The organism is Pseudomonas sp. LH1G9 (assembly GCF_002949975.1).
GTDB classification, from domain to species: domain Bacteria; phylum Pseudomonadota; class Gammaproteobacteria; order Pseudomonadales; family Pseudomonadaceae; genus Aquipseudomonas; species Aquipseudomonas veronii.
The window spans coordinates 3,826,431-3,848,051 of the sequence record NZ_CP026880.1 but is presented as its reverse complement, the minus strand read 5'-3'; the positions used below and the strand labels follow the sequence as shown (position 1 = coordinate 3,848,051).

Genomic DNA, 21,621 nt, shown 5'->3' with positions numbered 1-21,621 from the left:
TGTAGGAGTACATCGTGCGTAAGTTGACTCAATTGGTTCTGCTGGCCACTGTGCTGGTAACCACCCCGGCCTTCGCCGAGATGAAAATCGCCGTCCTGAACTATCAGATGGCCCTGCTGGAATCCGACGCGGCCAAGAAGTACGCGGTGGATGCCGAGAAGAAGTTTGGTCCGCAACTGACCAAGCTCAAAACGTTGGAAAGCAGTGCCAAGGGCATCCAGGATCGTCTGGTAGCCGGTGGCGACAAGATGCAGCAAGGCGAGCGCGAGCGCCTGGAGCTTGAATTCAAGCAAAAGGCCCGTGACTACCAGTTCCAGTCCAAGGAGCTGAACGAAGCCAAGGCTGTTGCCGACCGCGAAATGCTCAAGCAGCTCAAGCCGAAACTCGACAGCGCTGTGGAAGAAGTCATCAAGAAAGGTGCCTTTGACCTGGTGTTCGAGCGCGGCGCCGTGATTGACGTCAAGCCTCAATACGACATCACCCGCCAGGTGATCGAGCGCATGAACCAGCTGAAGTAAGCCATGACCGCGACTATCAAGCTCGGCGAGTTGGCCGAGTTCCTGGGAGCCACCTTGCGTGGTTCCCCGGAGAAAGAAATCACTGGGCTAGCCACCTTGCAGGAGGCTGGCCCATCTCAGTTGAGCTTCCTCGCAAATCCCCAATACCGTAAATACCTGGCCGATAGCCAAGCCGCAGCCCTGCTGCTGAAGGCTGCTGACGCCGAGGGTTACGCCGGGGATGCGCTGGTGGTGCCTGATCCGTACCTCGCTTATGCGCGGGTATCCCACCTGTTCGATCCGAAACCCAAGGCGGCTGGAGGGATCCACCCGACGGCGGTGATCGCCGATGATGCCCAGGTTGATCCTGCGGCGAGCATTGGCGCCTTTGCCGTGATCGAAAGTGGCGCGCGCATTGGCGCCGGTGTCACCGTGGGCGCTCAGTGCTTTATCGGCGCACGCTGTGAAATCGGTGCCGATGGCTGGCTGGCGCCCCGCGTGACCCTGTACCACGATGTGCGTATCGGGCAGCGGGTGGTCATTCAGTCGGGCGCAGTGATCGGTGGCGAAGGCTTCGGTTTTGCCAATTCGAAAGGCGTTTGGCACAAGATTGCCCAGGTCGGCGGCGTATTGATCGGCGACGATGTGGAAATCGGTGTCAATACCGCTGTTGATCGCGGGGCTTTGGCCGATACCGTGATCGGCAATGGCGTGAAGCTCGATAACCAGATCCAGATTGCCCACAACGTACAGATTGGCGATCACACCGCCATGGCGGCCTGCGTAGGCATATCCGGCAGCACCAGGATCGGCAAGCATTGCATGCTCGCCGGTGGCGTAGGGCTGGTTGGGCACATCGATATTTGCGACAACGTCTTCATCACCGGCATGACCATGGTCACCCACTCGATTACCGAGCCCGGTGCCTATTCGTCCGGTACCGCCATGCAGCCTGCGGCTGAATGGCGCAAGAGTGCAGCGCGTTTGAGGCACATCGACGACATGGCTCGACGCCTCAAACAGCTGGAAAAGCGTGTTGGGGACGTGACCCCTGGCGGTAATGCTTCATCAGAAGGCTGATACCATTTCCATATCAAGTGTGCACAGCCGCTAGACTGCCTCCTTGATTTGCTAGCGGGGCGTGCGTTTAGTCGCCCGCCCCCAATCTTTATTACAGGCTTCCCCCCGAAATGATGGACATCAACGAGATTCGCGAATACCTGCCTCACCGTTACCCGTTCCTGCTGGTGGACCGTGTAGTGGACCTCAATGTTGAGGAAAAGCGCATTCGTGCCTACAAGAATGTCAGCATCAACGAACCGTTCTTCAATGGTCACTTTCCCGCGCATCCGATCATGCCGGGCGTGTTGATCATCGAAGCAATGGCCCAGGCTGCCGGTATCCTTGGTTTCAAAATGCTCGACCTCAAGCCTGCCGACGGCACGCTTTATTATTTCGTGGGCTCCGACAAGTTGCGTTTCCGCAACCCGGTCACCCCGGGTGACCAGTTGATCCTGGAAGCCAAGTTCATCAGCTGCAAGCGCCAGATCTGGAAGTTCGAATGCCAGGCCTCGGTGGATGGCAAGCCGGTGTGCTCCGCCGAAATCATCTGCGCGGAACGCAAACTATGAGTTTGATTGACCCTCGCGCAATCATCGATCCGTCGGCCGTACTGGCCGCCGACGTTGAGGTCGGCCCTTGGTCGATCGTCGGCGCAGGTGTGGAAATCGGCGAGGGGACTGTCATCGGGCCGCACGTGATCCTCAAGGGACCGACCCGCATTGGCAGGCACAATCGCATCTATCAGTTTTCCTCGATAGGCGAAGACACCCCCGACATGAAGTACAAGGGGGAAGAAACACGCCTGGTAATCGGTGATCACAACATCATTCGTGAAGGCGTGACCATTCACCGTGGCACCGTGCAGGACCGTGCCGAGACCACGTTGGGTGATCACAACCTGGTCATGGCCTACGCGCATATCGGCCACGACAGCGTGATCGGCAACCACTGCATCCTGGTCAACAACACCGCGTTGGCAGGCCATGTACACGTTGACGATTGGGCGATCCTGTCCGGTTTCACCCTGGTGCATCAGTACTGCCACATCGGCGCCCATAGTTTTTCCGGCATGGGCACGGCTATCGGCAAGGATGTCCCGGCGTTCGTCACGGTGTTCGGCAACCCTGCCGAAGCCCGCAGCATGAACTTCGAAGGCATGCGCCGTCGGGGTTTCAGCGACGATGCGATCCACGCCCTGCGTCGCGCCTACAAGGTGGTTTACCGCCAGGGCCTGACGGTTGAGCAGGCATTGGCCGAACTGACCGAGCCGGCAACGTTGTTCCCGGAAGTCGCGGTGTTTCGTGACTCGATCCAGGCGTCGACCCGCGGCATCACGCGCTGATCATGGCCAATCTGCGTATCGCATTGGTCGCCGGGGAAGCTTCCGGCGATATCCTGGGCGCGGGGCTGATGCGGGCGCTCAAGGCCCAGCATCCAGCGGTTGAGTTCATTGGCGTGGGCGGCCCGTTGATGCAGGCTGAAGGCCTCACCTCCTACTTCCCCATGGAGCGCTTGTCGGTCATGGGGTTGGTGGAAGTGCTGGGCCGTCTGCGTGAGCTGCTGGCACGGCGCAAGCTGCTGATTCAGACCCTGATCCAAGAAAAGCCTGACGTGTTCATCGGAATCGACGCGCCGGATTTCACCCTCAATATCGAACTCAAGTTGCGTCAGGCCGGGATCAAGACCGTGCATTACGTCAGCCCGTCCGTGTGGGCGTGGCGGCAGAAGCGCGTGCTGAAGATCCGCGAAGGCTGTGATTTGATGCTGACCTTGCTGCCGTTCGAAGCCCGTTTCTACGAAGAGAAGGGCGTGCCGGTGCGGTTTGTCGGGCACACGTTGGCCGACACCATCCCGCTGCACGCCGATCGTGCTGCGGCGCGTGCCGAACTGGGCTTGCCCGACGGCCCGCTGGTCGCGCTGATGCCGGGCAGTCGGGGTGGCGAAGTGGGCCGCCTGGGCGCGCTGTTTTTTGATGCCGCCGAGCGCCTGCTGATCATGAAGCCTGGCGTGCGCTTTGTGCTGCCGTGTGCGAGCCCGCAACGTCGCGCACAGATCGAAACCTTGCTGCAAGGGCGCAACCTGCCGTTGACCCTGCTCGATGGTCAGTCGCACCTGGCCCTGGCGGCGTGCGACGCGGTGCTGATCGCTTCGGGTACCGCGACCCTGGAGGCGTTGCTGTACAAGCGTCCGATGGTCGTGGCTTACCGCCTGGCGCCGCTGACCTTCTGGATTCTCAAGCGCATGGTTAAAAGCCCCTACATCTCCTTGCCCAATCTGCTGGCCCAGCGCCTGTTGGTGCCGGAATTGTTGCAGGACGATGCAACGCCCGCAGCCCTGGCGCAGACGCTACTCCCCTTGATCGACGGCGGCGAAGAGCAGACCCGCGGCTTTGACGAGATCCACCGCACCCTGCGGCGCGATGCGTCAAACCAGGCGGCGGATGCCGTGTTGACCTTGATCGGCCATAAACAGGAAGCCCTATGACGACGCAAATGGGGCTGGATTTCAGCCTGGTCGCGCAAGCCCACGAACTGGTGGCCGGCGTGGATGAAGTCGGGCGCGGCCCGCTCTGTGGTGCCGTGGTGACGGCGGCGGTGATTCTTGACCCGAACCGGCCAATCCTCGGCCTCAACGACTCGAAGAAACTCACCGAAGCGCGTCGGGAAAAACTCTTCGACGAGATCTGTGAAAAAGCCCTGAGCTGGCATATCGCCCGGGCCGAAGTCGAAGAAATCGACGAGTTGAATATCCTCCACGCCACCATGCTTGCCATGCAGCGCGCCGTCGAGGGCCTGCATATCACCCCGAAACTGGCGATGATCGATGGCAATCGCTGCCCGAAACTGGCGATGCCGGCTGAAGCGGTGGTCAAGGGTGATAGCAAGGTGCCTGCCATCGCGGCCGCCTCGATTCTGGCCAAGGTCAGCCGTGACCGTGAAATGGCTGCGTTCGAATTGATCTACCCCGGCTACGGCATCGCGGGCCATAAAGGCTACCCGACGCCCGTTCATCTGGAAGCACTGGCCCGTCTCGGCCCGACGCCGATCCACCGCCGCTCGTTCGCCCCGGTGCGCCTGGCTTACGAACAGCGCGAGAGCCTCAGCGAGGTTTAGTCGCGAGGCTGATGTTTTTGCCCTGGCCCGGTACAATCCCGGGCCTTGTTGTTTCTACGTTTAAGACAGGATCACTATGCCGGCTTCATTCGTTCACCTACGCCTGCACACTGAATACTCCCTGGTCGACGGCCTGGTACGGATCAAACCGCTGGTCAAAACCCTGGTGGGCATGAACATGCCTGCCGTCGCGGTCACCGATCAGAACAACATGTGTTCCCTGGTCAAGTTCTACAAGAACGCCATGGGCGCCGGCATCAAGCCGATCTGCGGCGCCGACCTGTGGCTGTCGAACAAAGACCCGGATAACCCTCTGAGCCGCATCAGCCTATTGGCGATGAACGGCGTCGGTTATCGCAACCTCACCGAACTGATTTCCCGTGGCTTCATCGACGGCCAGCGCAACGGCGCGGTGATTATCGAGCGTGAGTGGGTGGCCGAGGCCAGCGAGGGCGTGATCATGCTCTCGGCGGCCAAAGAGGGCGAGATCGGGGTCGCGCTGCTGGGCGGCAACCCGCAGGAAGCCGAAGTACTGGCCCGCGAGTGGATGGCCGTGTTCCCTGACCGCTTCTACCTGGAAGTCCAGCGCACCAACCGCCCCAACGATGAAGAACATCTGCACGCCGCCGTGGCCCTGGCCGACAAGCTGGGCGCGCCGCTGGTGGCGACCAACGATGTGCGCTTCATCAAGAAGGAAGATTTCGAAGCCCACGAAACCCGCGTGTGCATCGGCGAAGGCCGGGCCCTGGATGACCCGCGCCGTTCGAAGAACTACAGCGAAGAGCAATACCTCAAAAGCGCCGAGGAAATGGCCGAGCTGTTCAGCGACCTGCCCGAGGCCCTGGAAAACTCCGTCGAGATCGCCAAGCGCTGCAATATCGAAGTGAAGCTGGGCAAGCACTTCCTGCCCAACTTCCCGATTCCCGAAGGCATGACCATCGATGAGTATTTCCGCAAGGTATCGTTCGATGGCCTGGAGGAACGCCTCTCGGTCCTGCTGCCCAAGGACACCACCGAAGATTACGAAGCCAAGCGCCAGGTCTACGTCGACCGGCTGAATTTCGAGCTGGATATCATCATCCAGATGGGGTTCCCCGGTTACTTCCTGATCGTGATGGACTTTATCCAGTGGGCCAAGAGTAACGGCGTGCCGGTCGGTCCAGGCCGGGGCTCGGGTGCCGGCTCGCTGGTTGCCTATGTGCAGAAGATCACCGACCTCGACCCGCTGGAATATGACCTGCTGTTCGAACGCTTCCTTAACCCGGAACGGGTCTCCATGCCCGACTTCGACGTCGACTTCTGCATGGACGGTCGCGACCGCGTGATCGAATACGTGGCCGATAAGTATGGCCGCAACGCCGTGAGCCAGATCATCACGTTCGGTTCCATGGCGGCCAAGGCGGTAATCCGCGACGTGGCCCGGGTGCAGGGCAAGTCCTACGGGCTGGCGGATCGCCTGTCGAAGATGATCCCGTTCGAAGTCGGCATGACCCTGGAAAAGGCCTACGAGCAGGAAGAAATCCTGCGCGACTTCATCAAGGTCGACGAAGAAGCCGCCGAAATCTGGGAGATGGCGCGCAAGCTCGAAGGCGTGGTGCGTAACGTCGGTAAACACGCCGGTGGCGTGGTGATCGCGCCGACCAAGCTCACCGACTTTTCGCCGATCTATTGCGACGAAGAAGGCGATGGCCTGGTGACCCAGTTCGACAAGGACGACGTGGAGGCGGCCGGCCTGGTGAAGTTCGACTTCCTCGGCCTGCGGACTCTGACGATCATCGACTGGGCGCTCAAGACGATCAACCGCGACCGTGCCAAGGTCGGCGAAGCACCGCTGGACATCGCGTTTATCCCGCTGGATGACAAGCCGACCTACAGCCTGCTGCAAAAAGCCGAAACCACGGCGGTGTTCCAGCTGGAATCCCGCGGCATGAAAGAGCTGATCAAAAAGCTCAAGCCCGACTGCCTGGAAGACTTGATCGCACTGGTCGCCCTGTTCCGTCCGGGCCCGCTGCAATCGGGCATGGTGGATGACTTCATCAACCGTAAGCACGGTCGCGCCGAACTGGCCTACCCGCACTCGGACTACCAGTACGAAGGCCTCAAGCCGGTACTGGCACCGACCTACGGCATCATCCTGTACCAGGAACAGGTGATGCAGATCGCCCAGGTCATGGCCGGTTACACCCTCGGTGGTGCGGACATGCTGCGTCGCGCCATGGGTAAGAAAAAGCCCGAGGAAATGGCCAAGCAGCGCGGCGGTTTCATCGAGGGTTGCGCCACCAACAATATCGACGCCGACCTTGCCGGTAACATTTTCGACCTGGTGGAAAAATTCGCCGGTTATGGCTTCAACAAATCCCACTCCGCTGCCTACGGCCTGGTGTCGTACCAGACCGCCTGGCTGAAGGCCCACTACCCGGCGCCGTTCATGGCCGCGGTACTCTCGGCGGATATGCACAACACCGACAAGGTCGTGACCTTGATCGAGGAAGTGCGAACCATGAAGCTGCGCCTCGACGCGCCGGACGTGAACGCCTCGGAGTTCAAGTTCACCGTGAACGACGAAGGCCGCATCATCTATGGCCTGGGGGCGATCAAGGGGGTGGGCGAGGGCCCGGTGGAAGCGATCACCGAGGCGCGCCAAAACGGCCCGTTCAAGGATCTGTTCGATTTCTGCGCGCGGGTCGACCTCAAGCGCATCAACAAACGTACCCTCGATGGCTTGATCCGCAGCGGCGCCCTCGACCGTCTCGGCCCGTATTTCCATGATGAGCCGAAGGCCTACCAGGCGAATATCGACCGCAATCGCGCGGTGCTGCTGACCGCCATGGAAGAAGCGATCAAGGCCGCCGAACAGACCGCCCGCACCCACGACAGCGGTCACGCCGACCTGTTTGGCGGGTTGTTCGTCGAAGAAGACGCGGATGTCTACGCCAACCATCGCAAGGCCAAGGAGCTGACCCTCAAGGAACGCCTCAAAGGTGAGAAAGACACCCTGGGCCTGTACCTGACCGGTCACCCGATTGACGAGTACGAAGGGGAAATCCGTCGTTTCGCCCGTCAGCGCATCATCGACCTGAAACCGGCGCGCGACACCCAGACCGTCGCCGGCATGATCATCGCCCTGCGGGTGATGAAAAACAAAAAGGGCGACAAGATGGGCTTTATCACCCTCGACGACCGCTCCGGCCGGATCGAGGCGTCGCTGTTTGCCGATGCGTTCCATTCGGCGCAGTCGCTGTTGCAGACCGACGCCATGGTGGTGGTGGAAGGGGAGGTCAGCAACGACGACTTCTCCGGCGGCCTGCGCCTGCGGATCAAGCGCGTGATGAGCATGGAAGACGCGCGCACCAACCTGGCCGAAAGCCTGCGCTTGAAGGTCAAGACCGAGGCGCTCAAGGGCGATCAGCTGCGCTGGTTGGGGGACTTGCTCAAACGCCACCGTGGCGCATGCCCGGTGACCATGGAATACACCGGTAACGACGCCAAGGCCATGCTGCAGTTCGGCGAGACCTGGCGAATTGATCCCGCTGATGGCTTGATTCAAGCATTGCGTGACCAGTTCGGTCGTGACAACGTCTTCCTCCAATACCGTTGACGATCAGGTGATGGCAAATAGCCTGATCTCGACCAAACATTTAATCTCGACCTAGACGCGCCTCTCCCTTAAGGTAGGGCGCGAATAGACAACCGGCTGGCCAGGCACTCCTTGGCCGTCGACCCAAGACGGACGCTTATGAACCCGAATTTTCTTGATTTCGAACAGCCGATCGCTGACCTGCAAGCCAAGATCGAAGAACTGCGCCTGGTCGGCAATGACAACTCGCTGAATATCGGCGATGAAATCGCTCGCCTGCAAGACAAGAGCAGCTCGCTCACCGAAGACATCTTCGGCAAGTTGACCAGCTGGCAGATTGCGCGCCTGGCCCGCCATCCGCGCCGTCCGTACACCCTGGACTACATTCAGCACATCTTCACCGAGTTCGACGAGCTGCACGGCGACCGCCACTTCTCCGACGACGCGGCCATCGTGGGCGGTATCGCTCGCCTGGACGACCAGCCGGTGATGGTGATCGGTCACCAGAAAGGCCGTGAAGTGCGCGAGAAAGTCCGCCGTAACTTCGGCATGCCGCGTCCGGAAGGCTACCGCAAGGCTTGCCGCCTGATGGAAATGGCCGAGCGCTTCAAGATGCCGATCCTGACGTTCATCGACACCCCGGGCGCGTACCCGGGTATCGACGCCGAAGAGCGCAACCAGAGCGAAGCGATCGCCTGGAACCTGCGCGTCATGTCCCGCCTGAAAACCCCGATCATTGCCACCGTGATTGGTGAAGGTGGTTCCGGCGGTGCGTTGGCCATTGGTGTCTGCGACCAATTGAACATGCTGCAATATTCGACCTACGCGGTGATCTCGCCAGAAGGTTGCGCCTCGATCCTGTGGAAAACCGCCGAGAAAGCGCCGGACGCTGCCGAAGCGATGGGCATCACCGCCGATCGCCTCAAGGGCCTGGGGATCGTGGATAAAGTCATCGCCGAACCATTGGGCGGCGCCCACCGCGACCCGGCCGCCGCTGCCGCGACCATCCGTGCCGAACTGGGTTCGCAACTGGCGATGCTCAAGAAGCTGGATACCGAAGCACTGTTGGCCCGGCGTTACGAGCGCCTGATGAGCTACGGTCTCTAAACCGCAGCCGTAAAAAATGTGGGAGGGGGCTTGCTCCCGATTGCCGCGTGTCAGTCAATGCTTCTGGTGACTGACCTGCCGCTATCGGGAGCAAGCCCCCTCCCACATTTGCTTTGTGTATGCTTGGCCAACGTATTCCAGGTTTGCGGCGGTAACATCTGATGAAACCATTACTTTCCGCCAAACTCCTGCAAACCCTGGCCCCCTGGCGCAACGCTCCGGCCTGGCATATCGCTTTTTCCGGCGGGCTTGATTCCACCGTCCTGCTGCACCTCCTGGCAAATCTCGCCAAAACTGAGAAGCTTCCTACGCTCGGCGCTGTTCATGTCCACCATGGCCTGCAAGCTGCAGCCGATGCCTGGCCCGCTCATTGTCAGTCGGTCTGTGACGCCCTTGGCGTGCCGTTGCGGGTGATGCGCGTGCAGGTGCGGGCTGGCGCAAGCCTGGAACGTGCGGCCCGTGATGCGCGCTATCAGGCATTCAGTGAGGTGGTCGGGGCAGGGGAAGTGTTGCTCATCGGCCAGCACCGCGACGATCAGGCCGAAACCTTGCTGTTTCGTCTGTTGCGCGGCGCGGGGGTGCAAGGGTTGGCGGCCATGCCGATGCAGCGTGCGCTGGCGGGCGGTCATCTGCTGCGGCCGTTGCTGCGCAGTTCACGCGCGCAGCTGCAGGCCTACGCCGAGGAGCACCAGTTGACGTGGATCGAAGACCCTTCCAACGCCGATCCCCGCTTTTCGCGCAATTACCTGCGCCATCGTGTATTCCCGCGGCTGACCGAGCGCTGGCCCCAGGCCGTGGCCAACCTGGCCCGTGCCGCTGAACATTTGAGCGAAGCCCAAGGCCTGTTGGACGAGTTGGCGCACATCGACCTGCAAGCCGCCGAGCAGCCTTCGCCTTTTCCGTGGCTGCCCTTGCCGTCCTTGGCCCTGGCGCCGTTGTGTGAGCTTTCCGACGCGCGTCAACGCAACGCCCTGCGCCATTGGCTGAGCCCGCTGACGCGTTTACCCGACAGCGACCACTGGGCCGGCTGGCATTCCCTGCGCGACGCCAAGCTCGATGCACAACCCCTGTGGCGCTTGGCCAACGGCGATCTGCACCGTTGCGGCGAGCGCATCTGGTGGCTGCCCTACAGTTGGTCGGAGTTTTCCGACGCATCGGTGAGCTGGGCACAGCCGCAAAACCCGCTAGAGTTACCGGGTAATGGCCAACTCCGGTTGATCGGTCGGGTTCCCGAGGGTGTGTTGCAGGTTCGCTATCGCCAGGGCGGCGAAATCATCGACATTCCGGGGCGCGGTCGGCGCGATTTGAAGCGTCTGCTCAACGAAAGTGGGCTGCCGGGTTTTGTCCGTGGCAGATTGCCGCTGCTGTATCGGGGCGAGCAATTGCTGGCTGTGCCCAGCCTTGCAGGGCTTTGGAAGACGTCGAATGACGGCTGGCAATTACATTGGATGCCACAGACCTGCGATCAAGGTTTGAGCTGATAGCGCCTTTCCGGTAGACTACGCTCCCTTCTTGATACAACTTCTGTGGATTCGCCTGAATCGCAGCAGTTGCCGATTACCAAGCAGTCTTTGCTGGGCGATTCCAAAAAATGTGTAGCGATCAACGTACCGGTGTTTCATTGCTGGTCTGTCACCACGCGGCGGTTTTTTTGAAAGGTGCACTGTGATTAATGCAGGTGATCGGGGGCTTCGGCCTTCCTTCGCTTTCCCCGGCGGCTCGGACCGCTTTAACGCAGACTTCTAGGGTTTTTCATGACGCGCTACATATTCGTCACGGGCGGTGTTGTTTCTTCATTGGGGAAAGGCATTGCCTCCGCTTCATTGGCGGCCATCCTGGAGGCGCGGGGACTTAAGGTCACCATGCTCAAGCTGGACCCGTACATCAACGTTGACCCGGGCACCATGAGCCCGTTCCAGCACGGTGAAGTGTTCGTCACCCACGACGGCGCCGAGACCGACCTGGACCTGGGCCACTACGAGCGGTTCATCCGCACGACCATGACCCAGAACAACAACTTCACCACCGGCCGTGTCTACGAACACGTGCTGCGCAAGGAGCGTCGTGGTGACTACCTGGGTGCAACCATCCAGGTGATCCCGCACATCACCGACGAAATCAAGCGCCGCATCATCAAGGGCGCGGGCGATGCCGACGTGGCGATGGTCGAGATCGGTGGCACCGTGGGTGACATCGAATCCCAACCGTTCCTCGAAGCCATCCGCCAGTTGCGTTTCGAAGTCGGCGCCAAGCGCGCGATGCTGATGCACCTGACACTGGTGCCCTACATCGCCACCGCCGGCGAAACCAAAACCAAGCCAACCCAGCACTCGGTCAAGGAACTGCGTTCCATCGGCCTGCAGCCGGACGTGCTGGTGTGCCGTTCCGATCACCCGATCGATATTTCCTCGCGTCGCAAGATCGCGCAGTTCACCAACGTTGAAGAGCGTGCGGTGATTGCCCTGGAAGACGCCGACACCATCTACAAGATCCCGGGCATCCTGCATTCCCAGGGCCTGGACGATTTTGTGGTCGAGCGTTTCGGCCTGCAATGCGGCGGCGCGGATCTGTCCGAGTGGGAAGCCGTGGTCGACGCCAAGCTCAACCCTGAGCACGAAGTCACCATCGCCATGGTCGGCAAGTACATGGAGCTTTTGGACGCGTACAAGTCGCTGATCGAAGCGATGAGCCACGCTGGCATCAGCAACCGTACCAAGGTCAACCTGCGCTATATCGATTCCGAAGACATCGAGAACCAAGGCACCGCGCTGCTCGAAGGCGTCGACGCGATCCTCGTTCCAGGCGGTTTCGGCCTGCGTGGCGTGGAAGGCAAGATCACCGCCGTGCAGTACGCTCGTGAGCACAAGGTGCCGTACCTGGGGATCTGCCTGGGCATGCAAGTGGCCGTTATCGAGTTCGCTCGTAACGTGCTGGGTTGGAAAGACGCCAACTCCACCGAGTTCGATCATTCCAGCGGCCACCCGGTCGTGGGCCTGATCACCGAGTGGGAAGACGCCACCGGCGCCGTTGAAACCCGTACCGAATCGTCCGACCTGGGCGGCACCATGCGCCTCGGCGCGCAAGACTGCCTGCTGGAGCCGGGTTCGCTGGTCCACGACTGCTACGGCAAGGACGTGATCGTCGAGCGTCACCGTCACCGCTACGAAGTGAACAACAACCTGCTGCCGCAGATCAAGGCAGCCGGCCTGAAAGTCTCCGGTCGCTCCGGTGACGGCAAGTTGGTCGAAGTGGTCGAGGCGCCGGATCATCCATGGTTCGTGGCCTGCCAGTTCCACCCTGAGTTCACCTCGACGCCGCGCGACGGTCACCCGTTGTTCAGCGGTTTCGTTAAAGCAGCACTGACGCAACATCAGAAGAAGGCGTGAAGCTGATGGCCCAGAAGATCATTCGCGTAGGCGACATCGAGATTGCCAACGACAAGCCCATGGTGCTGTTCGGCGGCATGAACGTGCTGGAAAGCCGCGACATGGCGATGCAGGTCTGTGAAGAGTACGTCAAGGTTACCCAGAAACTGGGTATCCCTTATGTGTTCAAGGCCAGCTTCGACAAGGCCAACCGTTCGTCCGTGACCTCCTATCGCGGCCCGGGCCTTGAAGAAGGCATGCGGATCTTCCAGGACATCAAGCAAGCCTTCGGCGTGCCGATCATCACCGACGTCCACGAGCCTGAACAGGCTGCCGTGGTCGCCGAGGTGTGCGACATCATCCAGTTGCCGGCCTTCCTGTCGCGCCAGACCGACCTCGTGGTCGCCATGGCCAAGACCGGTGCGGTGATCAATATCAAGAAAGCCCAGTTCCTCGCGCCCCAGGAAATGAAGCACATCCTGAACAAGTGCGTGGAAGCGGGTAACGACCAGTTGATCCTCTGCGAGCGCGGTTCGAGCTTCGGCTACAACAACCTCGTGGTGGACATGCTCGGTTTCGGCATCATGAAACAGTTTGAATACCCGGTGTTCTTCGACGTGACCCACGCGCTGCAAATGCCGGGTGGTCGCGCCGATTCCGCTGGCGGGCGTCGTGCCCAGGTATTGGACCTGGCCAAGGCCGGCATCAGCCAGTCCCTGGCCGGCCTGTTCCTGGAAGCCCACCCGGACCCGGACAACGCCAAATGCGATGGTCCTTGCGCCCTGCGCCTGGACAAACTGGAGCCATTCCTGGCCCAGCTCAAGCAGTTGGACGAGCTGGTCAAGAGTTTTCCGACGGTAGAGACCGCGTAAGCGCCATTTCTCCGTGCAGGAGCCGAGCTTGCTCGCGATGAGGCCCGAGAGGGCACTATTACTGGCAAGTTTGTTCCAAATATTGCAATGTGCGCGACAAGTTAAATCGAGCGGTATAGAGCGTTTTCGTCAACTTTGGAGTGTTTACAACAATGGCAAAAATCGTCGACATCAAAGGTCGTGAAGTTCTCGACTCCCGTGGCAACCCCACCGTCGAAGCCGACGTGCTTCTCGATAACGGCATCATCGGCAGCGCTTGCGCGCCGTCCGGTGCTTCCACAGGTTCCCGCGAAGCGCTGGAACTGCGTGATGGCGACAAGAGCCGTTACCTGGGCAAGGGTGTCCTCAAGGCGGTAGCCAACATCAACGGTCCGATTCGTGACCTGTTGCTGGGCAAAGACCCGCTGGACCAGAAAGCCCTGGACCACGCGATGATCAAGCTCGACGGCACTGAAAACAAAGGCAGCCTGGGGGCCAACGCCATCCTCGCCGTGTCCCTGGCCGCCGCCAAGGCCGCCGCGCAGGACCAGGACCTGCCGCTGTACGCCCACATCGCCAACCTCAACGGCACACCGGGTGTGTACTCGATGCCGGTGCCGATGATGAACATCATCAACGGCGGCGAGCACGCCGATAACAACGTCGACATCCAGGAATTCATGGTGCAGCCGGTTGGCGCCAAGACCTTCTCCGAAGGCCTGCGCATGGGCACCGAGATTTTCCATCACCTCAAGGCTGTGCTGAAGGCCCGTGGCCTGAGCACCGCCGTGGGTGACGAAGGTGGTTTCGCGCCGAACCTGGCGTCCAACGAAGATGCACTGAAAGTCATCTCCGAAGCCGTGGCCAACGCCGGTTACACCCTGGGCACCGACGTGACCCTGGCCCTGGACTGCGCCGCCAGCGAATTCTACGAAGACGGTAAGTACAACCTGTCCGGCGAAGGCCAGGTGTTCAACTCCGAAGGGTTTGCCGAGTACCTCAAGGGCCTGACCCAGCGCTACCCGATCATCTCGATCGAAGACGGCCTGGACGAGTCCGACTGGGACGGCTGGAAAATCCTCACCGACAAGATCGGCGAAAAAATCCAGCTGGTGGGCGACGACCTGTTCGTGACCAACACCAAGATCCTGAAAGAAGGCATCGACAAGAAGATCGCCAACTCGATCCTGATCAAGTTCAACCAGATCGGCACCCTGACCGAAACCCTGGAAGCCATCCAGATGGCCAAGGCTGCGGGCTACACCGCCGTGATCTCGCACCGCTCCGGCGAAACCGAAGACTCGACCATTGCCGACCTGGCCGTGGGCACGTCGGCGGGCCAGATCAAGACCGGCTCGCTGTGCCGTTCCGATCGCGTGTCCAAGTACAACCAATTGCTGCGTATCGAAGAGCAACTGGCGGGTAAAGCCAAGTACAACGGTCGCAGCGAGTTTCGCGGCTGATCAGTAAATGGTAAAAAGTCGGCAGATTGTGTCGGAAAAATCACGAGAGTGTGAAATTCGACGCTAATCTGATGACGATCAAGCACAAGCCTGGGTCTTCCAGGCTTCGTGCTATCCGTTGCTGCAAAAGTTTTGTATGGCGGTCTTTTTTCACTGGATACCCGATATTCGATGCGCAGTCCCAATTGGTTGTTCCTCGTCTTGCTCTTGTTGCTGGCTGGCCTGCAGTACCGCCTATGGGTGGGTAATGGCAGCTTTGCGCAGGTAAAAGACCTGACCCAGCAAATTGCCGACCAGCACGCCGAAAACGAACGCCTGCTGGAGCGCAATCGCGTTCTCGATGCCGAGGTGCTTGAGTTGAAAAAGGGCATGGAGACCGTCGAAGAGCGGGCTCGCCATGAATTGGGCATGGTCAAGGAGGGCGAAACCCTCTACCAGTTGGCCCAATGAATCACCGTTTGCCGGCCTTCTGGGCCGTGATTCCTGCCGCGGGCATCGGTGCCCGTATGGCTGCGGACCGTCCCAAGCAGTACTTGCAACTGGGCGGGCGCACTATTCTCGAACACAGCCTTGGCTGTTTTCTCGACCACCCCTCGCTCAAGGGCCTGGTGGTCAGTCTTGCTGTTGATGACCCTTACTGGCCTCACCTCGCGTGTGCCGCTGACCCGCGTATCCAGCGGGCGGACGGTGGCTCGGAGCGTTCGGGCTCGGTACTCAATGCGTTGCTGCAGCTCAATGCCCTGGGTGCCAGCGATGATGATTGGGTCTTGGTGCATGATGCAGCGCGGCCTAACCTGAGTCGTGACGATCTCGACAAACTGCTCGCCGAACTCGCGGACGATCCGGTGGGTGGCCTGCTGGCTGTGCCGGCCCGCGATACCCTCAAGCGTGTAGACAAGCATGGTCGCGTCATCGAGACCGTTGACCGCAGCCTGATCTGGCAAGCCTACACACCGCAGATGTTCCGCTTGGGCGCGTTGCATCGCGCATTGGCCGACAGCCTGGTGGCCGATGCGGTGATCACCGACGAAGCCTCGGCCATGGAATGGTCAGGCCAGGCGCCGCGCCTGATCGAAGGACGCTCGGACAATATCAAGGTGACCCGGCCCGAGGACCTGGAATGGCTGCGACTACGCTGGGCCAATCGGCTGTAGGAGCGAGCTTGCTCGCGAAAAACGTCAACGATAACGCGGACAATCTGGATTGAAGCGGCGCTCTCAAGTTTTTCGCGAGCAAGCTCGCTCCTACATAAACGATAAACGCCATCAATGCTCAGCACCGTACTCGGGCCGTTCGGCCAACCCTGCCTTTAAATAATCCACCAGCTTCCTGACCTTCGGCGACAAATGCCGCTGCTGCGGATACAACGCCCACACCGCCGTATTCGGCGGCTGATGCGCTTCCAGTAACGACACCAGCGCGCCACTGTGCAAATGCTCGAGCACGTAATAGTCCGGTAACTGACACAAGCCCACCCCTTGCAACGCCGCGTCCAACACCGCTTGCCCACTGTTGCAGCGCCAGTTGCCCTGCACCCTTTGGGAAAATTCGCGCCCGTCCTGGGCCAGTTGCCAGATGTCCGAGCTGCCGATCAGGCAGTTGTGCCGAGTCAATTCCGACAAACTGTGCGGCCGCCCATACCGCGCCAGGTAGGACGGCGACGCGCACAAGTACATGCGGCGCGGCGCTAGGCGGCTGGCGACCATGCGCGAGTCTTGCAGGCGTCCCAGGCGAATCGCCAGGTCGAGGCCTTCGTGTACCAAGTCCAACTGACGATTGCTCAGTTCGATGTCCACCCGCAGTTGCGGGTAAAGCCCCATGAACCGCGTCACCAGCGGCACGATGAATCGTTCGCCATACGCCACGGCGCAGGTCATGCGCAGCATGCCCTTGGGCTCGCTGGCGAGGTCGCCGACGGCGCGCAGGGCTTCTTCGCGGCCATCCTGCAGGCGCTGGCAGTGTTGCAGAAAGGTCTGGCCGGCTTCGGTCAGGGTCACCTTGCGCGTACTGCGATACAGCAAGCGCGTTTGCAGCCGTTCTTCCAGGCGAGCCACTTGCCGGCTGATGTGCGACGAAGACACCCCAAGGCGTTCCGCCGCCGCGGTGAATTGGCTGCATTCAGCGACGGCGACGAACTCATCGATGCCTTCCCAGCGGTTTTCCAGCATGGCGATTATCCCTGTACAGCAATAAAGTTTTGCTTTTGCCTGGATTATTAATCAGCGGGGCATGTTTTACACTCGCCGTCTTAGTTTTTAACTCCCAGGAGAAACCCGGATGATCAAGTCCCGCGCCGCCGTAGCCTTCGAAGCCAAGAAGCCCCTCGAGATCGTAGAAGTGGATGTCGCCATGCCCAAGGCCGGCGAAGTGCTGTTGCGCGTGGTTGCGTCCGGCGTGTGCCATACCGACGCCTACACGTTGTCGGGCGCCGACCCGGAAGGCATCTTCCCGTCGATTCTCGGCCATGAAGGCGGTGCGGTGGTTGAGGCGATCGGCGAGGGCGTGACCTCGGTTGCGGTCGGCGACCATGTGATCCCGCTCTACACCCCGGAGTGCGGCAAGTGCAAATTCTGCCTGTCGGGCAAGACCAACCTGTGCCAGGCGATTCGTGCCACCCAGGGCAAAGGCCTGATGCCCGACGGCACCACGCGTTTCTCCTACAAGGGTCAGCCGATTTTCCACTACATGGGCACCTCGACCTTTTCCGAGTACACCGTGCTGCCGGAAATTTCCGTGGCGAAGATTCCTAAAGACGCGCCGCTGGAAAAAGTCTGCCTGCTCGGCTGTGGCGTCACCACCGGCATCGGTGCGGTGATCAACACCGCCAAGGTCAAGCCCGGCGATACCGTCGCCATCTTCGGCTTGGGCGGTATCGGCCTGTCGGCGGTGATCGGCGCGGTAAAAGCCAAGGCCGGTCGCATCATCGCCATCGACATCAACCCGGCCAAGTTCGAAATCGCCAAGCAACTGGGCGCCACCGACTGCATCAACCCGAAAGACTACGATCGCCCGATCCAGGACGTGATTGTCGATTTGACTGACGGCGGCGTGGACTTTTCCTTCGAGTGCATCGGCAATGTGCAACTGATGCGCGCCGCCCTCGAGTGCTGCCACAAAGGCTGGGGCGAATCGGTGATCATCGGCGTTGCCGGTGCCGGCCAGGAAATTTCCACCCGTCCATTCCAGCTGGTGACCGGCCGCGTCTGGCGCGGTTCGGCCTTTGGCGGCGTGCGTGGTCGCAGCGAGCTGCCCAGCTACGTGGAAATGGCCCAGAGCGGCGAGATCCCGTTGGACACCTTTATCACCCACACCATGGGCCTGGAAGACATCAACAAAGCGTTTGATCTGATGCATGAAGGCAAGAGCATTCGTACCGTCATTCACTTCTGAGGTCGGCCATGAGTCTGGAAAACCTGTCGTGCCAGAAGAGCTTCGGCGGCTGGCATAAACGCTACAAGCATCATTCCGAGGTGCTCGGTTGCGACATGACCTTCGCCGTCTACCTGCCGCCGCAAGCGGAGCAGGGCGGCAAGCTGCCGGTGGTGTACTGGCTGTCCGGGTTGACCTGCACCGATGAAAACTTCATGCAGAAAGCCGGCGCCCAGCGCATGGCGGCCGAACTGGGGCTGATCATTGTTGCGCCGGACACCAGCCCGCGTGGTCCTGGGGTGCCGGGCGATCCGGACAACGCCTGGGATTTCGGCCTGGGGGCCGGTTTCTATCTGAATGCCACCCAGGAACCCTGGGCCAAGCACTATCGGATGCATGACTACGTGGTGCAGGAATTGCCAGCGTTGGTTGAGGCGCATTTCCCGGCTTCGCAGAAGCGCGGTATCAGCGGCCACTCCATGGGCGGCCACGGTGCGCTGGTATGTGCATTGCGCAACCCCGGGCGTTACCTATCGGTGTCGGCGTTTTCGCCGATCAACAACCCGATGGATTGCCCATGGGGCCAGAAAGCCTTCTCCCGTTACCTGGGCGAAGAGCGCTCGAAGTGGCGCGAGTGGGACGCTTGCGTGCTGATCAGCGAAGCCGCGGAAAAGCTGCCGTTGCTGGTGGACCAGGGCGACCGCGACGACTTCCTCGCGGTGCAGCTCAAGCCCGAAGCCCTGCAGCAAGCGGCGAAAGCGGCCAACCATCCGCTCGAACTGCGCCTGCAACCGGGCTATGACCACAGCTACTTCTTTATCGCCAGCTTCATCGAAGACCATTTGCGACATCATGGTCGTGCTTTGCTCGGTTAATATGCGACAAAAGTAGGTAGAATCACGCCCTGAATTAAATCGGGGCGTTTTTTTATGCGTATTGGCCACGGCTACGATGTGCACCGTTTCGCTGAAGGCGATTTCATCACCCTGGGCGGCGTGCGGATCGCGCACCACCATGGGTTGCTGGCTCATTCCGACGGCGATGTCCTGCTGCACGCGTTGAGCGACGCCTTGCTCGGCGCCGCGGCGCTCGGCGATATCGGCAAGCACTTTCCGGACACCGACCCGACCTTCAAGGGCGCGGACAGCCGGGTATTGCTGCGCCATGTGGTCGGCCTGATCCACGCCAAAGGCTGGAAGGTCGGCAACGTCGATAACACCATCGTGGCCCAGGCGCCGAAAATGGCCCCCCACATCGAGTCGATGCGCGCGTTGATCGCGGCGGATCTGCACATTGAATTGGATCAAGTGAACGTGAAAGCCACCACCACCGAAAAGCTCGGGTTTACCGGTCGTGAAGAGGGCATCGCGGTACATTCCGTCGCTTTGTTGCTGCGCGCATGAACGACTTGCAACTGCTGGGCCCGCGGGCCTATGGCGAGGCCTTGGGCAGCGCCGTGCTGAAGGCTACCGCGGAAGATTTCCAGGTCGACGAAGTGCTCGATATCCCGCTGAGCGGTGAGGGTGAGCACCTGTGGCTGTGGGTGGAAAAGCGTGGCCTCAACACCGAAGAAGCCGCGCGCCGGATCGCCAAGGCCGCCGGCGTGCCGTTGCGCACCGTCAGCTATGCCGGGCTCAAGGATCGCCAGGCGTTGACCCGCCAGTGGTTCAGTGTGCAACTGCCGGGCAAGGCCGATCCGGACCTGAGTGGCGCGGAAAACGACACCCTCAAGATCCTCAAGACCGGCCGCCACAAGCGCAAGCTGCAACGCGGTGCTCATTCGGCCAACGGTTTTACCTTGCGCCTGACGCAACTGGCGGGGGATCACGCGGCCATCGATGCGCGCTTGCAACTGATCGCCCAGCACGGCATTCCCAATTATTTCGGCACCCAGCGCTTTGGCCACAACGGCGGCAATGTGGTGGATGCGCGTGAGTGGGCGGCCCGCAAGGCCTTGCCGGAGCAGCGCAACGTGCGTTCGCGGTTGCTGTCGACGGCGCGCAGTTACCTCTTCAACAAAGTGTTGGCGGCCCGTGTCGCGGACGGTTCCTGGCAGCGTGCGCAGGTCGGCGATCTGCTGGCCTTCACCGACAGCCGCAGTTTTTTCCCGGCGGGGGAGGCTGAATGCAGCGACCCGCGCCTGGCGATCCTCGATCTGCACCCCACCGGACCGCAGTGGGGCGAAGGCGATTCGCCAGCCAGCGGTGCAACCCAGGCGCTGGAGCAGGCGGTTGCTGCCAGTGAGGCCGACCTGCGCGATTGGCTGGTGAATGCCGGCATGAGCCAGGAACGTCGCATTCTGCGACTGCCCATTGGCGGGTTGACGTGGCATTATCCCGGGCCTGACATTCTGCAATTGGAATTCGTCCTGCCGGCCGGATGCTTCGCCACTGTCTTGGTGCGCGAGCTTGTTGATCTGGTGCCGGTGGGGCAGACGGACAGCCCATGCGTATTCTGATATCAAATGACGACGGTGCCACCGCACCCGGCCTCGCCGCGCTTCATGCTGCGCTGGCGGATTACGCCGAGTGCGTGGTGGTTGCCCCCGACCAGGACAAGAGCGGCGCCAGCAGTTCGCTGACGCTCGACCGTCCGCTGCACGTACACGTTCTGGCCAATGGCTATATCAGCGTGAACGGTACCCCCACCGACTGCGTACACCTGGCGATCAACAGTTTGTTGGATCAGGAGCCGGACCTGGTGGTGTCGGGCATCAACCTCGGCGCCAACCTGGGGGATGACGTGCTGTATTCCGGCACGGTGGCGGCGGCCCTGGAAGGGCGTTTCCTGGGGCGGACCTCGTTCGCCTTTTCGTTGACCTCGCGTCAGTTGGACAACCTGCCGACGGCCGCGCATTTCGCGCGCAAGCTGGTGGAGGCCCACGGTTCCCTCGATCTGCCGCCCCGGACGGTGCTTAACGTCAATATCCCCAACTTGCCCCTCGAGCATATTCGCGGTATCCAGCTCACGCGCCTGGGCCATCGCGCCCGCGCGGCGGCGCCGTTGAAGGTGGTCGACCCGCGTGGCAAGGAAGGTTATTGGATCGCCGCTGCGGGCGATGCCGAAGACGGTGGGCCGGGCACTGACTTTCATGCGGTGATGCAAGGCTATGTATCGATTACCCCGTTGCAGCTCGATCGCACCTTCAGTGATGCCTTCAGTAGTCTCGATGGCTGGCTGGAGGAGTTGCGCTGATGGCTCGTGAACAAGACGACCT

Annotated in this window: 20 protein-coding genes; 19 read left to right on the top strand and 1 reads right to left on the bottom strand. The window is 61.0% G+C overall.

The genetic code is table 11. The features are described 5' to 3' along the window. The first annotated feature begins 14 nt into the window (after positions 1 to 14). The 14 genes from C5F70_RS17860 (at position 15) to ispD (ending at position 16,189) form a co-directional block, all read left to right on the top strand. Positions 15 to 518: an OmpH family outer membrane protein gene (locus C5F70_RS17860; protein ID WP_003172279.1), complete on the top strand. Its 504-nt coding sequence runs from the start codon at positions 15 to 17 to the stop codon at positions 516 to 518. 3 nt (positions 519 to 521) lie between these two features. Continuing rightward, entirely contained in the window at positions 522 to 1,577 is a 1,056-nt protein-coding gene (gene lpxD, locus C5F70_RS17855; RefSeq protein WP_046384463.1) for a UDP-3-O-(3-hydroxymyristoyl)glucosamine N-acyltransferase, read from the top strand. A gap of 110 nt (positions 1,578 to 1,687) precedes the next feature. Then, the gene (fabZ, locus tag C5F70_RS17850; protein WP_003172281.1) at positions 1,688 to 2,128 is read left to right on the top strand and encodes a 3-hydroxyacyl-ACP dehydratase FabZ; all 441 of its coding nucleotides are present in this window, start codon (positions 1,688 to 1,690) and stop codon (positions 2,126 to 2,128) included. Continuing rightward, positions 2,125 to 2,901, top strand: coding sequence for an acyl-ACP--UDP-N-acetylglucosamine O-acyltransferase (gene lpxA, locus C5F70_RS17845; RefSeq protein ID WP_017844749.1), 777 nt, complete (start codon positions 2,125 to 2,127; stop codon positions 2,899 to 2,901). Before fabZ ends, lpxA begins: the two co-directional genes overlap by 4 nt. 2 nt (positions 2,902 to 2,903) lie before the next feature. Continuing rightward, positions 2,904 to 4,043, top strand: coding sequence for a lipid-A-disaccharide synthase (gene lpxB, locus C5F70_RS17840; RefSeq protein WP_017844750.1), 1,140 nt, complete (start codon positions 2,904 to 2,906; stop codon positions 4,041 to 4,043). Further along, the gene (gene rnhB / locus C5F70_RS17835; RefSeq protein ID WP_017844751.1) at positions 4,040 to 4,672 is read left to right on the top strand and encodes a ribonuclease HII; all 633 of its coding nucleotides are present in this window, start codon (positions 4,040 to 4,042) and stop codon (positions 4,670 to 4,672) included. The genes lpxB and rnhB overlap by 4 nt, the downstream gene beginning before the upstream one ends. Before the next feature lie 76 nt (positions 4,673 to 4,748). Then, positions 4,749 to 8,270, top strand: a complete 3,522-nt coding sequence (dnaE, locus tag C5F70_RS17830; RefSeq protein WP_017844752.1) for a DNA polymerase III subunit alpha — start codon at positions 4,749 to 4,751, stop codon at positions 8,268 to 8,270. A 138-nt stretch (positions 8,271 to 8,408) separates the two neighbouring features. Beyond that, complete coding sequence (locus C5F70_RS17825) at positions 8,409 to 9,356, top strand: acetyl-CoA carboxylase carboxyltransferase subunit alpha (protein ID WP_017844753.1); 948 nt, start codon at positions 8,409 to 8,411, stop codon at positions 9,354 to 9,356. A 161-nt stretch (positions 9,357 to 9,517) separates the two neighbouring features. After that, positions 9,518 to 10,837, top strand: coding sequence for a tRNA lysidine(34) synthetase TilS (gene tilS, locus C5F70_RS17820; protein ID WP_104903809.1), 1,320 nt, complete (start codon positions 9,518 to 9,520; stop codon positions 10,835 to 10,837). Positions 10,838 to 11,110: 273 nt separating this feature from the next. After that, positions 11,111 to 12,742 (top strand): CTP synthase, encoded by a 1,632-nt coding sequence (locus tag C5F70_RS17815; RefSeq protein ID WP_026139768.1) that lies wholly within the window; start codon positions 11,111 to 11,113, stop codon positions 12,740 to 12,742. Between the two features lie 5 nt (positions 12,743 to 12,747). Next, a complete protein-coding gene (kdsA, locus tag C5F70_RS17810) occupies positions 12,748 to 13,593 on the top strand; it encodes a 3-deoxy-8-phosphooctulonate synthase (RefSeq protein WP_010563535.1) in 846 nt (281 codons plus the stop codon). Positions 13,594 to 13,745: 152 nt separating this feature from the next. Continuing rightward, on the top strand, positions 13,746 to 15,035 hold the full coding sequence (gene eno / locus C5F70_RS17805; RefSeq protein WP_017844757.1) for a phosphopyruvate hydratase: 1,290 nt from the start codon (positions 13,746 to 13,748) through the stop codon (positions 15,033 to 15,035). A gap of 171 nt (positions 15,036 to 15,206) precedes the next feature. Further along, the gene (gene ftsB, locus C5F70_RS17800) at positions 15,207 to 15,485 is read left to right on the top strand and encodes a cell division protein FtsB (RefSeq protein ID WP_017844758.1); all 279 of its coding nucleotides are present in this window, start codon (positions 15,207 to 15,209) and stop codon (positions 15,483 to 15,485) included. After that, positions 15,482 to 16,189, top strand: coding sequence for a 2-C-methyl-D-erythritol 4-phosphate cytidylyltransferase (ispD, locus tag C5F70_RS17795; RefSeq protein ID WP_017844759.1), 708 nt, complete (start codon positions 15,482 to 15,484; stop codon positions 16,187 to 16,189). The genes ftsB and ispD overlap by 4 nt, the downstream gene beginning before the upstream one ends. A 111-nt stretch (positions 16,190 to 16,300) precedes the next feature. Here ispD and C5F70_RS17790 read toward each other — a convergent pair whose 3' ends face one another. Next, positions 16,301 to 17,203, bottom strand: a complete 903-nt coding sequence (locus C5F70_RS17790) for a LysR substrate-binding domain-containing protein (protein ID WP_079442990.1) — start codon at positions 17,201 to 17,203, stop codon at positions 16,301 to 16,303. A 109-nt stretch (positions 17,204 to 17,312) separates the two neighbouring features. Here C5F70_RS17790 and C5F70_RS17785 point away from each other — a divergent pair, with 109 nt between their 5' ends. From C5F70_RS17785 to surE, 5 genes are read left to right on the top strand one after another with little or no spacing between them, the layout of a single operon-like run. Beyond that, positions 17,313 to 18,425 (top strand): S-(hydroxymethyl)glutathione dehydrogenase/class III alcohol dehydrogenase, encoded by a 1,113-nt coding sequence (locus tag C5F70_RS17785; protein ID WP_017844761.1) that lies wholly within the window; start codon positions 17,313 to 17,315, stop codon positions 18,423 to 18,425. Between the two features lie 8 nt (positions 18,426 to 18,433). Next, positions 18,434 to 19,279, top strand: a complete 846-nt coding sequence (gene fghA / locus C5F70_RS17780) for an S-formylglutathione hydrolase (protein ID WP_017844762.1) — start codon at positions 18,434 to 18,436, stop codon at positions 19,277 to 19,279. A 54-nt stretch (positions 19,280 to 19,333) separates the two neighbouring features. Then, entirely contained in the window at positions 19,334 to 19,807 is a 474-nt protein-coding gene (gene ispF, locus C5F70_RS17775; RefSeq protein ID WP_017844763.1) for a 2-C-methyl-D-erythritol 2,4-cyclodiphosphate synthase, read from the top strand. Then, complete coding sequence (gene truD / locus C5F70_RS17770) at positions 19,804 to 20,862, top strand: tRNA pseudouridine(13) synthase TruD (RefSeq protein ID WP_046384456.1); 1,059 nt, start codon at positions 19,804 to 19,806, stop codon at positions 20,860 to 20,862. The genes ispF and truD overlap by 4 nt, the downstream gene beginning before the upstream one ends. Next, complete coding sequence (gene surE / locus C5F70_RS17765) at positions 20,850 to 21,599, top strand: 5'/3'-nucleotidase SurE (RefSeq protein WP_104903808.1); 750 nt, start codon at positions 20,850 to 20,852, stop codon at positions 21,597 to 21,599. The genes truD and surE overlap by 13 nt, the downstream gene beginning before the upstream one ends. The last annotated feature ends 22 nt before the right edge of the window (positions 21,600 to 21,621 follow it).

Bases quoted from the DNA above. Each gene is read 5' to 3' on its own strand.
- tilS (WP_104903809.1), top strand. From the start codon at position 9,518: ATGAAACCATTACTTTCCGCCAAACTCCTGCAAACCCTGGCCCCCTGG.
- kdsA (WP_010563535.1), top strand. From the start codon at position 12,748: ATGGCCCAGAAGATCATTCGCGTAGGCGACATCGAGATTGCCAACGAC.
- eno (WP_017844757.1), top strand. From the start codon at position 13,746: ATGGCAAAAATCGTCGACATCAAAGGTCGTGAAGTTCTCGACTCCCGT.
- dnaE (WP_017844752.1), top strand. From the start codon at position 4,749: ATGCCGGCTTCATTCGTTCACCTACGCCTGCACACTGAATACTCCCTG.
- C5F70_RS17790 (WP_079442990.1), bottom strand. From the start codon at position 17,203: ATGCTGGAAAACCGCTGGGAAGGCATCGATGAGTTCGTCGCCGTCGCT.
- lpxD (WP_046384463.1), top strand. From the start codon at position 522: ATGACCGCGACTATCAAGCTCGGCGAGTTGGCCGAGTTCCTGGGAGCC.
- fabZ (WP_003172281.1), top strand. From the start codon at position 1,688: ATGATGGACATCAACGAGATTCGCGAATACCTGCCTCACCGTTACCCG.
- lpxB (WP_017844750.1), top strand. From the start codon at position 2,904: ATGGCCAATCTGCGTATCGCATTGGTCGCCGGGGAAGCTTCCGGCGAT.
- truD (WP_046384456.1), top strand. From the start codon at position 19,804: ATGAACGACTTGCAACTGCTGGGCCCGCGGGCCTATGGCGAGGCCTTG.
- C5F70_RS17785 (WP_017844761.1), top strand. From the start codon at position 17,313: ATGATCAAGTCCCGCGCCGCCGTAGCCTTCGAAGCCAAGAAGCCCCTC.
- rnhB (WP_017844751.1), top strand. From the start codon at position 4,040: ATGACGACGCAAATGGGGCTGGATTTCAGCCTGGTCGCGCAAGCCCAC.
- C5F70_RS17815 (WP_026139768.1), top strand. From the start codon at position 11,111: ATGACGCGCTACATATTCGTCACGGGCGGTGTTGTTTCTTCATTGGGG.
- C5F70_RS17825 (WP_017844753.1), top strand. From the start codon at position 8,409: ATGAACCCGAATTTTCTTGATTTCGAACAGCCGATCGCTGACCTGCAA.
- surE (WP_104903808.1), top strand. From the start codon at position 20,850: ATGCGTATTCTGATATCAAATGACGACGGTGCCACCGCACCCGGCCTC.
- fghA (WP_017844762.1), top strand. From the start codon at position 18,434: ATGAGTCTGGAAAACCTGTCGTGCCAGAAGAGCTTCGGCGGCTGGCAT.
- ispF (WP_017844763.1), top strand. From the start codon at position 19,334: ATGCGTATTGGCCACGGCTACGATGTGCACCGTTTCGCTGAAGGCGAT.
- ftsB (WP_017844758.1), top strand. From the start codon at position 15,207: ATGCGCAGTCCCAATTGGTTGTTCCTCGTCTTGCTCTTGTTGCTGGCT.
- ispD (WP_017844759.1), top strand. From the start codon at position 15,482: ATGAATCACCGTTTGCCGGCCTTCTGGGCCGTGATTCCTGCCGCGGGC.
- lpxA (WP_017844749.1), top strand. From the start codon at position 2,125: ATGAGTTTGATTGACCCTCGCGCAATCATCGATCCGTCGGCCGTACTG.